This window comes from Aquirufa sp. OSTEICH-129A (genome assembly GCF_054558355.1).
Genome location: NZ_JBPXKC010000001.1, coordinates 469290 through 481730, shown reverse-complemented (window position 1 = coordinate 481730; position 12441 = coordinate 469290). Strand labels below are relative to the sequence as shown.

General features: G+C 36.7%; 11 protein-coding genes. 6 read left to right on the top strand and 5 right to left on the bottom strand.

What is annotated here, in order from left to right; translation table 11 throughout:
- Window positions 1-2: 2 nt before the first annotated feature.
- Both dapA and ligA read right to left on the bottom strand, forming a co-directional pair.
- Entirely contained in the window at window positions 3-896 is an 894-nt protein-coding gene (gene dapA / locus SKC36_RS02160; protein ID WP_459464313.1) for a 4-hydroxy-tetrahydrodipicolinate synthase, read from the bottom strand.
- A gap of 3 nt (window positions 897-899) precedes the next feature.
- Window positions 900-2900, bottom strand: coding sequence for an NAD-dependent DNA ligase LigA (ligA, locus tag SKC36_RS02155; protein ID WP_459464311.1), 2001 nt, complete (start codon window positions 2898-2900; stop codon window positions 900-902).
- Window positions 2901-2981: 81 nt separating this feature from the next.
- Here ligA and rpe point away from each other — a divergent pair, with 81 nt between their 5' ends.
- The 5 genes from rpe to SKC36_RS02130 are packed head-to-tail and all read left to right on the top strand — an operon-like array spanning window position 2982 to window position 8941.
- Window positions 2982-3644 (top strand): ribulose-phosphate 3-epimerase, encoded by a 663-nt coding sequence (gene rpe, locus SKC36_RS02150; protein ID WP_459464308.1) that lies wholly within the window; start codon window positions 2982-2984, stop codon window positions 3642-3644.
- Window positions 3645-3650: 6 nt separating this feature from the next.
- Window positions 3651-5678, top strand: coding sequence for an OmpA family protein (locus tag SKC36_RS02145; RefSeq protein WP_459464306.1), 2028 nt, complete (start codon window positions 3651-3653; stop codon window positions 5676-5678).
- Window positions 5678-6802, top strand: coding sequence for an acyltransferase family protein (locus SKC36_RS02140; protein WP_459464304.1), 1125 nt, complete (start codon window positions 5678-5680; stop codon window positions 6800-6802). The genes SKC36_RS02145 and SKC36_RS02140 overlap by 1 nt, the downstream gene beginning before the upstream one ends.
- A 1-nt stretch (window position 6803) precedes the next feature.
- Window positions 6804-7553, top strand: coding sequence for a glycosyltransferase family 2 protein (locus SKC36_RS02135; protein ID WP_459464302.1), 750 nt, complete (start codon window positions 6804-6806; stop codon window positions 7551-7553).
- A complete protein-coding gene (locus SKC36_RS02130; RefSeq protein WP_459464300.1) occupies window positions 7550-8941 on the top strand; it encodes a protoporphyrinogen/coproporphyrinogen oxidase in 1392 nt (463 codons plus the stop codon). Before SKC36_RS02135 ends, SKC36_RS02130 begins: the two co-directional genes overlap by 4 nt.
- 7 nt (window positions 8942-8948) lie before the next feature.
- On the opposite strand, the gene SKC36_RS02125 is transcribed toward SKC36_RS02130, so the two are convergent.
- Both SKC36_RS02125 and SKC36_RS02120 read right to left on the bottom strand, forming a co-directional pair.
- Window positions 8949-9521, bottom strand: coding sequence for a carboxymuconolactone decarboxylase family protein (locus SKC36_RS02125; RefSeq protein WP_459452885.1), 573 nt, complete (start codon window positions 9519-9521; stop codon window positions 8949-8951).
- Between the two features lie 46 nt (window positions 9522-9567).
- Complete coding sequence (locus SKC36_RS02120; RefSeq protein ID WP_459464298.1) at window positions 9568-10116, bottom strand: peroxiredoxin; 549 nt, start codon at window positions 10114-10116, stop codon at window positions 9568-9570.
- 101 nt (window positions 10117-10217) lie between these two features.
- Between SKC36_RS02120 and SKC36_RS02115 the strand changes: the two genes are divergently transcribed.
- Window positions 10218-11138, top strand: coding sequence for a LysR substrate-binding domain-containing protein (locus SKC36_RS02115; protein WP_459464296.1), 921 nt, complete (start codon window positions 10218-10220; stop codon window positions 11136-11138).
- Here SKC36_RS02115 and SKC36_RS02110 read toward each other — a convergent pair.
- Window positions 11125-12438: an MFS transporter gene (locus SKC36_RS02110; RefSeq protein ID WP_459464294.1), complete on the bottom strand. Its 1314-nt coding sequence runs from the start codon at window positions 12436-12438 to the stop codon at window positions 11125-11127. The genes SKC36_RS02115 and SKC36_RS02110 overlap by 14 nt on opposite strands.
- Window positions 12439-12441 lie beyond the last annotated feature (3 nt).

The window sequence follows — 12441 nt, the reverse complement described above, 5'->3', positions numbered from 1 at the left end:
ATTTAATTTAATAAGTTTTCTTGTTGAATAATGCGATTCAATTTTACCCCTAATTCCTCCGATGCTTCGGCTAAAGGCATTCTTACTTGGGCTTGAATCATACCCTTTAATGCTAAAATCTTTTTGACCCCTACTGGATTACCTTCTTCATATAAATAAGGATCAATGGCCAAGAAACTGCCCAATGATTTTCTAGCTTCAGCAAAATCGCCTGCTAAAGCCGCATGAATCATTTGAGAGAATTGATGAGGAAACGCATTGGCAATAACTGACATAACACCTACCCCACCAACTGAAATAATCGGAACAGCCTGCACATCATCACCAGAAATTAACAGAAAGTCAGCTGGTTTATGTGCTGCTATTTCCATGCATTGCTCAATGACACAGGAAGCTTCTTTTACACCAATGATATTTGGATGTTCTGCCAAAGTCAAAATGGTTTCAGGAGATAAATTAATACCTGTTCTTCCAGGAATGTTATAAAGAATGACAGGAACTGGACTGGCATCTGCCACTGCACGGTAATGTTGAATGACACCACGTGCACTTGGTTTGTTATAATATGGACAAACAGATAAGATGGCATCTATACCATCAAATGATGTTTGTTTGATTTGTGCAATTAAATTTTCAGTATGGTTTCCACCTAAACCATACACGATGGGTAAATTTCTGGAATTGGCTTCCTGAACAGTTGCAATGATTTTTTTCTTCTCATCAGCACTTGTGGTAACAGATTCGCCAGTTGTTCCTTGAACTACTAAATAATCGACACCGCCTGAAGATACGTAATCAACAAGTTTTCCTAAGGCAGTCCAATCAATCGTTCGATCGGCTAACATAGGTGTAATTAGGGCTGGTGCTACCCCGTGAAATTTAGGTAATGTATGCATGAGCTAGTGTAGGAGAGCTAAAAACTCATCCTCTGTGATAATTTTTATAGATAATGAAATTGCCTTTTCTAGTTTAGCAGGCCCCATATTTTCACCTGCCACTAGGTAATCTAATTTAGATGAAATACTGGATACAACCTTGCCTCCATTGGCAACAATCTTGTCTTTTAATTCCTCTCTTTCGAAGTTTTTAAATACGCCCGAAATTACAAAACTTTTTCCGACCAAGGCTTCTCCCTCCAAAACTATTTCTTGAATTTCTTCTGATAACTGTACCCCGGCTTGCCTTAAACGTTCTATTTGTTCATTATTATCCGAATCATCAAAATAATCTTTTAAACTACGCGCTATTCGTTCTCCTATTTCAGGTACTGCTACCAATTCCTCCAAACTTGCTTGTCTTAATTGATCTATGGAATGAAATTGCAAAACTAGTTTCTCTGCAATGGTAGCACCAACATGTCTAATTCCTAAGCCAAATAATACTTGTCGGAAAGGAATGGATTTAGATTTCTCAATGGATTGCAAAATGTTATTAATCGATTTACTTTGAAAACCTTCTAATCCTTGGAAATGACTTTCATTTAATTGATAAAGATCAGCTATGTGATGTATGATGCCTTTCTCAACTAATAAATCAATCGTTTCTACTCCAAGGTTTTCTATATTTAAAGCTTTCCTTTGAATGAAATGTTCTATTTTACCTTTTATTTGTGGTGGACAATGTTTATCGTTTAAACAATAGTGATTGGCTTCTCCTTCTTGACGAACTAATGGACTTCCACATGACGGACATTCTTCGGGGAATTGAAATAATGGAGCATAACCTTGTCGTTTGGCTACATTGACAGAAGTGATTTTTGGAATAATTTCTCCACCTTTTTCAATGAAAACACTATCCTTTTGGCGTAAATCTAATCGCTCCATTTCATTAGCATTGTGCACAGACGCTCGCTTAATAACCGTTCCAGCTAAATAAACAGGCTTCAAATTGGCCACGGGTGTTACGTTTCCAGTTCTACCCACCTGGTAGCTAATGCTTTCAATTTCAGTTTCAGCTATTTCTGAAGGGTATTTATAGGCAATAGCCCATCTTGGTGATTTGGCCGTAAATCCTAATCTTTCTTGTTGGGCATAATCATTGATTTTAATAACAATACCATCTGTATTTAAGGGTAAATCATGGCGTTTATCCTGCCAATCATGAATGTATTGTAGAACTTCGTTTATTGTTTGGCATTTTTTCCAAGTAGGTGAAACAGGGAAATTAGCCTGGGTAAGAGCTACTAAGCTTTCTTCATGGGTCTGAAAAGGATTTTCATTTCCTACCATGGCATAAATGTAGCAAGCCATATTTCTACGAGCTACTTCAGCAGAATCCTGCATTTTAAAAGTTCCTGAAGCTGCATTTCTTGGATTCGCTAAAGGGGCTTCACCCATAGCAATCTTTTGTTCATTTATTGCCTCAAAGGAAGTTAAAGGCATATAACCCTCCCCACGTAATTCAAATTCTCTAGGAAACAGACTGGAATTTAGTCGGAGCGGTAATTCTTTTATGGTTTTTACATTGTTGGTTATATCATCTCCCCGAGTTCCGTCTCCTCGAGTAACTCCTTTTATTAATTTTCCATTTTCATACCAAAATGATAAGGCTACCCCATCAAATTTTAGTTCGCAAATGTATTCATATGATTCTCCATCTAATCCTTTGGCAACTCTTTCGTCAAAATCTCTTAAATCCTGTTCATTATAGGTATTACCCAAAGAAAGCATGGGGAATCGATGAGTAACGCTTTTGAATTGCTTGGTGATGGTTCCTCCTACTCGTTGGGTAGGACTATCGGGAAGGGCAAATAATGGATTTTCTGTTTCTAATTTTTGAAGTTCTGCTAACAAGGCATCGAATTCCTGATCTGAAATTAGGCTTTCATGCTGCTGGTAATAAGCTTCATTATATCGATTAATTTGATGGATTAATTCCTCCATCCTCATTTTCACATCCATGTCTCAATTTTTAACAACCTAAAGTTAAATGGAAAGCACTAAGAAATAAACCTTAGCCAATAATTTTCATACCTTTGCAAGATGGAAAGTTTAATCATCGCCCCTTCAATTTTAGCTGCAAATTTTGCAGAACTTGGTTCCGAAATTGACATGTTGAATGCTTCTGCCGCAGAGTGGATTCACATAGATGTTATGGATGGAATGTTTGTTCCCAATATTTCTTTTGGTTTTCCCGTTTTAGAAGCAGTCAATAAGCGGGCTACTAAAGTATTGGACGTTCATTTAATGATTGAAAAACCGGAAAGGTATTTAGAAGCGTTTGCAAAAGCTGGGGCGAAAGTTTTGACAGTGCATTATGAGACTTGTCCTCATCTGCATCGTACAATCCAACAAATTAAGGACTTAGGTTGTTTGGCTGGTGTGGCATTGAATCCTTCTACCCCCGTTCATGTGTTGGAAGATATTTTACAAGACCTGGATTTGGTTTTAATTATGTCGGTAAATCCAGGATTTGGTGGACAAAAGTTTATACCCAATGCCATAAAAAAGACCAAAGAATTAGCTGATTTAGCTAAGTTAAAAGGTATTGCAAATTTGAAAATAGAAATTGACGGTGGGGTTTCTGCCTCCAATGCCCGTGATTTAATTCAAGCTGGTGCCAATGTATTGGTAGCTGGTAATTTTGTTTTTTCCTCACCAAATCCCCTTGAAACCATTGCCAATTTGGTGAAACTAGGTAACTAAACATTCATGAATTTGAAAATCCGCTTAATTTTTGGAATTTTCTGTTGTCTGCTTGTTTTTAGCTTGCCCGCACAGCGTGTTCGCTGGGCTAGTAAAGTTATTTCAGTTTCTAGTGAATATTCTGACCCACTCCTGGGCTTGGAATATAGGTCATTACATATATTAGGTAAACCAAGTAAATACCCCACTTTTAGTAATAGTCCGAGTGCTTGGCAGTCTTTAACCCCAGATAACCCAGCAGGAGAATATATTATAGTTTCATTTGATAGTTTAACCAGCGTAAAGCAGGTGGCTATTTTTGAAAATTTCGGTGCTGGGTCTATTGTTCGGGTAGATGGATTGGATGAAAATAATCGCTTGATTTTATTAAAAGAGTTTAGCCCCGGCTATGCGCTAAAATCGGCCCAAGTAACCAGCTTCAAACTAGCTTCACCATCGGCACCCATTAGGGCGATTAAAGTTTCCATGAATTCGGAGAGGGTTCGCGGATATTCGCAAATTGATGCTATTGGTATTTCAGATTCTGATGTACCCATTGAAGAAAGTTTGAAATTGAATAAGGATTTGAATGCCTATTCTTACAAAGAAAATTTGGGTAAAGACATCAATTCGCCCTACAATGAAATTTGCCCAGTCATTAGTCCAGATGGTAAAAAGTTATATTTTACTCGATGGAAACACCCTTCCAACATGGGTAAAAATAAGAACCAGGATATTTGGGTTTCAAATTGGCAAGCAGACACAAAAACATGGTCTAAAGCAGAACTCTTTCCTGAACCCATCAATAATGATGAAAATAATGCAGTCTGCGGTATTTCTCCCAATGGCAAAACCATGTTATTAAATAACGTCTATCGCAATGATGGTCAAATGGAAAAAGGTGTATCTATGTCATTTTTGCTTCGGACGGGCGACTGGAGTTTTCCTAAGGCTTTAAAAATATTTAATTTTAAAAATAAGTCTGAATTTTCTGAGTATTCCCTAGCTCCTAATGGAAAAATATTGGTTATGACCACGGAAATGAAAGATTCCTTTGGTGGTAAAGATATTTATGTCTCATTTTGGAAAAATGATGATAGCTGGACTGAACCTAAAAATATAGGTCAGGTTGTTAATACCGGAGAATCTGAATCCACGCCTTTCATTGCCCCTGATGGAGTTACCATGTATTTTTCATCCAGTGGACATGTGGGTTATGGCAATAATGATATCTTTTTAACGCGTCGCTTAGATGATACTTGGTTAAATTGGTCAGAACCAGAAAACTTAGGACCCATTGTTAATACCCCTCAGTGGGATGGATACTTTTCCGTGGCGGCACAAGGTGATTATGCCTATTTTAGTTCCGTTGAGAATTCCTTAGGAGCAGAAGATATTTATCGAATTAAAATACCTGAAAAAGCTAAGCCGCTAACTTTGATTCAAATGGCTGGTCAAATTCTTAATCAAGATTCTCAAGAGGCCATCGCAGGTAAAATTTTAATTAAATCAGTTTCTGGAACAGATTCACTTTTGGTGGATTATGATCCTTATTTAGGTGATTATAGTTTCATGTGGCCGGCCAAAAAGGCATTTACCATGCAAGTATTGAAAGATGGCTATATCTGTCGAGTTGAAAAGTTTGATTATACCTCAGAGCGCAACTTTAAATCGATCCAAAGGAACCTTTTGATAATTCCAATTCAATTGAATAAGCAATATCAGATTCCTAACATTAACTTTGATCAGAGTAAAGCTGAATTAAGCCCAAGTTCCTACGAAGAGCTAGATAAAATTGTTAAGATTTTAAAGGATAATACTAGCTTCAAAATACTTTTGGAAGGCCATACGGATAATCAAGGGGATTGGAATGAAAACATGAAGCTTTCCCTAGAAAGAGTCGAAAACGTTAAGATTTATATCGTTTCAAAGGGTATTAGTCCAAACCGAGTGCGCGTGAAAGGTTGGGGCGGAACCAAACCGATGGCGAGTAATATGAGTGAAGAAAGAAGAAAATTAAATAGAAGAGTGGAGTTTACGCTTCAAGGAGATTAATGAGCGATCAACACGCAGTATATTTCAAGCAATTAAATGGTATTCGCTTTTTGGCGGTATTTCTAGTCTTAATGGACCATTGGTTGGTGCCCACCATCCCTTTTCCACTAGGACATTTGGGCGTAGTTATATTTTTTGTTTTGAGTGGTTTTTTAATCACGCGTATTCTATTCCAAAGTGCGGATGATGTGGCCGATCGAGGACATTCACCATGGAAAAAAATCAAAATATTTATCCTGAGAAGATCTCTTCGAATATTCCCAATTTATTTCCTTTTGCTAGGTATTGGTGGTCTTTTTCAAATTGATCCCTTTTATAAAGTCTGGAAATGGTTGTTTTTCTATTTACCTGATTTTTACATTATGATACACCGTCAGTGGATTGGTGTATGGGACCATTTATGGTCATTGGCTGTAGAGGAGCAGTATTATTTAATTTTTCCCTATTTCATCCTGTTTTTACCCCGTAAATATTTTGGAAAATTATTTCCATGGATGATTGCCTTAGGTTTTTGTTCTCGTTTGTTTTTTTACCTTTTTGCTAGCCATGATTTTAAAGAATCAGCCTGGATGTGGTCCTATGTTAACCCGCTTAGTGCGGTTGATAGTTTTGGTCTGGGTGGATTATTAGCTTATTTCTATCACTACCATCGTTCCGTATTTAAACAAATTAGTGATTTTCCTTGGGTACTTATCCTCTCCTTGATTTCCTTTTTTCTTGTACTTTGGTTTTCCCATTTAGCAGAATTCACCTACGATAATATTTGGTTTATCGTCATTGAACGTAGTGTTGCTGCGGTATTTTCCTTCTTTTTAATCGCAGAGGCTGTTGCTGAAAGGCAACATGTATTTGGCCGTTTTTTGTCTTTATCCTGGGTAGATTACTTAGGTAAAATATCCTATGGTTTATATTTGTACCATAATTTTATTTATAATTATTATCATCAAGAAGGAAATACATTATGGTGGGCTATTTCTAAATATATACCCCTATTTCAAACAAATTTCCTTAATTTTATACTATCAAAATTTTTCGTCAACCTAATTTTATTACTATTTGTTGCCAGTGTCTCTTGGTTTGTTATTGAGAAACCCATAAATAGTTTCAAGGATAAATTAAAATAATATGAGTTTGGAATTAGTGGTAGTCATACCTGCTTATAATGAAGAGGAATGTATTCAGCAAGTAGTAGCTCATTGGATAGAAGGTATTTCCGCCTTTGTCAGTCCTGATCAGTTTAAATTACTCATCATAAATGATGGTTCTAAGGATAAAACCGGGACGATTTTAGATGAAATATCAGGTAATTATCCCAATTTAATTGCCAAACATCAATTGAATGGTGGCCATGGAAATGCGGTAGTAAACGGTTATCGCATGGCGGTGGAGATGAATCCTACCTATGTTTTTCAGACAGATTCAGATGATCAGTTTGATGTGAAAGATTTTGGGAATTTTTGGGAAAAAAGAAACCAATCTGATTTTATTTTAGGATACCGAAAAGTACGTCATGATGATCCCTTTCGATTGGTCATTACCCGTATATTAAAATACTCTTTATTATTCATTTATGGAACCTACATTGACGATGCCAATATTCCGTTCCGCTTATTTAAGACTAGCTTCTTAAAGAAGTTATTGCAAGCATTACCAGCTCAAACGCCTTTTGCTCCTAATATATTTTTAGCGGTTTTAGCTAAAAAATCGGGTCAAAATTTATTCAATATTCCCGTGATTCACCGGGAAAGAGAAACGGGAGAAGTCTCTATACGTCATTTCAAATTACTTAAGGTTTGCTGGCAAAGTTTCAAAGAATTATTAGCCTTTAGAGTTCATTTAAACAGTTTAGTTAAAGAAATTACCCAAGGAAAATGAAATATACATATGTCATCCTAGGTGGAGGACCCACTGGTTTAGGTGCAGCTTATCGTTTAAAAGAATTAGGAATTACTGATTTTATTGTACTTGAAAAGGAAAGCTTTGTTGGTGGTTTAGCCACCAGTTTTGTGGATGATCAAGGTTTTACTTGGGATGTAGGCGGCCATGTTCAGTTTTCTCATTACCAGTATTTTGATGATTTGATGAAATTGGCCTTGGGTGAAGATGGTTGGTATACCCATCAAAGAGAATCATGGGTTTGGATCAGAGATCGTTTTGTCCCTTATCCATTTCAAAATAACTTAGGTTATTTACCCAAAGAAGAACAATGGCAGTGTTTACAAGGATTAATTGAATTATACAAAAATGGTCCTTCCAATAAACCCGCTAACTTCAAGGAGTGGATTTTAAATACTTGTGGACAAGGAATTGCCGATGTATTTATGTTCCCATATAATTTCAAAGTGTGGGCCTACCCTCCTGAAATGATGAATGCCAATTGGGTTGGTGAGCGTGTAGCTGTCAGTGATTTAGGTCGTATTGTTGAAAACATCATTTTTGAGAAAGATGATCTTTCTTGGGGACCCAATAATCTATTTCAATTCCCTAAAACTGGGGGTACTGGTTCCATTTGGAAAGCGGTGGGGGAATTGATTGGTGAGGAATTTTTCAGATTAAATTCTACGGTTAAATCGGTTGATTTAAAGGCACACCAAATTGTCCTAGAAGACGGTATTCAAATTGAATACGATCAAGTGATGAGTACAATTCCATTAGATATTTTTACCCAAAAGTGCCAAGATCTTCCTACCGAGGTGGTTCAGACGGCTCAGGGTTTAAAGCATAGCAGTACCCATGTGGTAGGAATAGGTTTAAAAGGTAAACCTGTAGAATCATTAGCTAAAAAATGCTGGATGTATTTTCCTGAGGCAAACAGTCCTTATTACCGCGTTACAGTATTTTCCAATTATAGCCCTAACAACGTTCCTGATCCAGCTAATCAATGGTCATTAATGGCCGAAGTGAGTGAATCAGCCATGAAACCCGTAAATAAAGCTACATTGATTGAAGATACCGTTAAAGCTATGTTAGAGGATGGTTTAATAGAATCCGAGGATCAGGTGATCTCCAAATTTTATTTCTCTACAGCTTATGGTTATCCTACTCCTTCGATTGAGCGGGATGGAATACTTAAGCAAGTTTTACCGGAATTGGAAAAACATGATGTGTATAGTAGAGGTAGATTTGGTGCTTGGAAATATGAGGTATCTAACCAAGATCACTCCATGATGCAAGGAGTGGAATGGGCCAACCGCATGGTACATCAAGTACCAGAATTGACCCTTCCCTTCCCGAACACGGCTAATGCGATGTGGGGTAAATAATTTTACCCTACAACAATACGATTAAGCTTTTAAATATCGCTGTTAAGCGAATCGCATCCATGATGCGTGCTTCCGTAGCACCGTGGTTAAGTACTGATTGCTCATGAGATTTAACGCACATTTCACAGCCATTGATGGCAGAAACAGTTAAACTCGCTAATTCAAAGAATTCTTTGCCTAATACTGGGTTCATCATGATGGACATTCTGATTCCAGCAGGTGCAGTATTATAAAATTCTTTGCCTACAAAATGCTTGAAACGATAAAAAACGTTATTGGCATTTAGTAATGAAGTTAAGGCATGAATTTCATTGATTTCCGCATCCGTTGCTCCTTTGGTTTTGGCTAATTCAGTCAATGAATTAATCGTAATCTCATGCTTTTGATTAACAGAAACGGCTAAAGCCAATAATACAGCTTCTTTTTCTGTTAAGGTAGCATACTTTAATGCATTGGAAACGTTAATCTTTAAATCTTTGATGTAACGATTTTCCGTAGCATCTAATTGATCCAATAATGGAAATTGACTAGTGGCAGGTAAATTAATTTCGGCTAATAGATTATCTCTAGTTTCACTCATGATCTTATTGTTAAAAAGCCCCAAATGAATGGGGCTTTAATTAAAATTATAATGTAGCCTCTCCAGCTTTCCAGTTACATGGGCAAAGCTCATCTGTTTGCAAAGCATCCAATACACGTAAAACTTCATCAACATTACGACCTACTGATAAATCATTGGCAGAAACCCAACGAATGATTCCATCTTGGTCAGCGATGTAAGTAACACGGTAAGCAACTTTCTCATCTTCAGTTAAGATTCCTAACTCTTCAGCTAAACTTTTAGAAGTATCAGCTAACATTGGGAATTTTAAACCGCGTAAATCATCATGATCTCTTCTCCATGCTGCGTGTACAAACTCAGAATCAGTAGAAGCTCCAATTAATAAAGCATCACGATCTGAAAAATCACCTGCTCTACGGTTGAATTCAGCAATTTCAGTTGGACAAACAAAAGTGAAATCTTTTGGCCACCAGAACATCACCATCCATTTACCATCCTTTTTATGATCTTCTGCAGTAATCGTTGCAAACTCCTTATCTTTTTCTAATGACACTACTGCTTTTTTTTCAAATGCTGGAAACTTACTTCCCAATCCTAACATGTGTGTAGACATAATATTATTTGTTTCGTTTAAATATGTTACAAATTTCGATAAGTTATAACTATCAAGCAAATCTATATTTACTATATTTGTATAGTTTTAAACTATACGGTATGACTATCACCCAATTAGAATATATTGTGGCTTTGGATGACTTAAAAAGTTTTTCCAAAGCGGCCGATTTTTGTTGCGTTACCCAGCCTAGTCTTAGTATGCAAATACAAAAACTAGAATCGGAGTTAAACATTATTATATTTAATCGAAAGGATAAACCATTAAAAGCCACATTGCAGGGAGAAGAGATTATTCGTCAAGCTCGTGTTATTTTAAAAGAAACCGCTACTCTAAAGGACCTTTCAAAAGGTTGGAGTAATCAAGTAGCAGGAAATGTGAGTATTGGGGTGATTCCCACCATAGCTCCTTATTTGATGCCTCGATTTCTTTCGGGCTTCCAACTAAAATTTCCAGACCTTCACATTAATATTTCTGAAACAACTACCTCTAATATTGTGAAGGAAATTAAAGAAGGTAAACTCGATATAGGAATTTTGGTTACTCCATTAGGAGACCAACTGATTGAAAAGCATTTATATTATGAGGAACTGTATTTGTATTCCAATCTACAATCAGAGTCAGGCGAAATTTGTCAATACGTAGAGCCTGAAAAATTATGGCTTTTGGAAGAAGGACATTGCCTATCTAGCCAAATTAATTCCATTTGTAATTTGAAGTCGGGACAGACTTTAAGTCCGAGAATCACATATCAAACAGGAAGTTTGGAAACGATTGTTCGTATCGCTGAGGATGCGGGTGGTCAGACTATCATTCCGGAAATGCTATATGACTTTTTAGATGACAATAAACAGGAGCATGTTTTCCCTCTACCCTTTCCAAAGCCAGTTCGAGAGGTTTCATTAGTGTATTCTCCCAGTTATGCACGCAAAGGAATCATTCAGGCTTTACATCAAGAAATTTTGTCGGTGGTTCCTGAATCATGGCGCGAATTAAATGAACGAAATATTATTCCGATCTAAGTACCTCAGGATTAATCTTATTAAGCCTAGCCATGTAAATTAAGCTTAAAAGAAATACTAAAGCTAGAACCAAAATTCCCAATCGCATATTGCCAGTTAATTGAATTAATAGGCCAAAAATAAAGGTACCAATTACGGTTGAAGCCCTGTCACAAACATCAAAAAAACTAAAATAGGAGGCAGTATCCTTTTCATTTTCAGGACATAGTTTAGCGTATGTAGCTCGTGAATTCGACTGAATTCCACCCATGACAAATCCTATTGCCGTAGCCAATAAGTAAAAATGAAAGGTTTCATGGACAAAATATGCAGAGCAACATACTATGATCCAAAAAACAATTATCAAGCGTATTGCATTTACATTCCCGATTTTTTTTGATAAATAAGCACAAATGTATGCTCCCGGTATGGCCACCAACTGAATCAATAATATAGTAATTATCAATGATTCAGAAGGTAAATGTAATTCTTGGCTTCCAAATAAGGCTCCTAGAAGCATAACAGTTTGGGCACCCATGTTATATAAAAAGAAGCCTAGTAAGAAATTTTTTATTGATGGAATGTGAGTGATTTCATGAAATACTTTTTTGAGCTCTTTAAAACCACCTAACCACCATCTAGGATGGTCTTTTTCTTTCTTGGAAGATTTTGGTAAATAATAGAAAGGAATTTGAGCAAAAATAAACCACCAAATTCCCACCGTTAAAAAGGATATCCTAGAGGCCATTTCTACGGAAATACCGCCATATAAATTTGGTGCCAGAATCATACTTAAATTCTGTAATAAAAGTAAGACGCTCCCTACATAACCTAAAGAGAAGCCTTTGGCACTCAATTGATCAAAACGGTCAGGACTAGCTATTTCAGGCAGGAAGGAATTATAAAAAACCAAACTCCCACCCCAACCAATGATGGAGAACAAAAAACCTAAAGAACCTAACAAATACTGCCCTTTGGTAAAAAGATATAGAAGCATGCAGCTAAAGGCACCTAAATAACAAAAGAAGCGCATGAAATTCTTTTTGCTTCCTGTGTAATCGGCAATACCAGATAAGAAAGGCATCACCACTGATAAGACTAAATAAGCCAATGAAATAATGTAGGAATATACGACAGTATTCTGAAGCGAAAACCCAAAAATATCAATTAACTCAGGATGTTTGCTTCCTAAAACAATGGCGGCAACGGGGAAATAAATGGGGAAAATGGCTGAAACAATCGTTAATGAATGTACTGAATTGGCCCAATCATAAAAGGCCCAGGCATTCATCGTTTTTTTATTATTCAACACCTGTTCCATCCC

Coding starts and splice junctions, on each gene's coding strand:
- dapA (WP_459464313.1), bottom strand. CDS start 896: ATGCATACATTACCTAAATTTCACGGGGTAGCACCAGCCCTAATTACA.
- SKC36_RS02120 (WP_459464298.1), bottom strand. CDS start 10,116: ATGTCTACACACATGTTAGGATTGGGAAGTAAGTTTCCAGCATTTGAA.
- SKC36_RS02110 (WP_459464294.1), bottom strand. CDS start 12,438: ATGGAACAGGTGTTGAATAATAAAAAAACGATGAATGCCTGGGCCTTT.
- SKC36_RS02145 (WP_459464306.1), top strand. CDS start 3,651: ATGAATTTGAAAATCCGCTTAATTTTTGGAATTTTCTGTTGTCTGCTT.
- SKC36_RS02140 (WP_459464304.1), top strand. CDS start 5,678: ATGAGCGATCAACACGCAGTATATTTCAAGCAATTAAATGGTATTCGC.
- SKC36_RS02125 (WP_459452885.1), bottom strand. CDS start 9,521: ATGAGTGAAACTAGAGATAATCTATTAGCCGAAATTAATTTACCTGCC.
- ligA (WP_459464311.1), bottom strand. CDS start 2,900: ATGGATGTGAAAATGAGGATGGAGGAATTAATCCATCAAATTAATCGA.
- SKC36_RS02115 (WP_459464296.1), top strand. CDS start 10,218: ATGACTATCACCCAATTAGAATATATTGTGGCTTTGGATGACTTAAAA.
- rpe (WP_459464308.1), top strand. CDS start 2,982: ATGGAAAGTTTAATCATCGCCCCTTCAATTTTAGCTGCAAATTTTGCA.
- SKC36_RS02135 (WP_459464302.1), top strand. CDS start 6,804: ATGAGTTTGGAATTAGTGGTAGTCATACCTGCTTATAATGAAGAGGAA.
- SKC36_RS02130 (WP_459464300.1), top strand. CDS start 7,550: ATGAAATATACATATGTCATCCTAGGTGGAGGACCCACTGGTTTAGGT.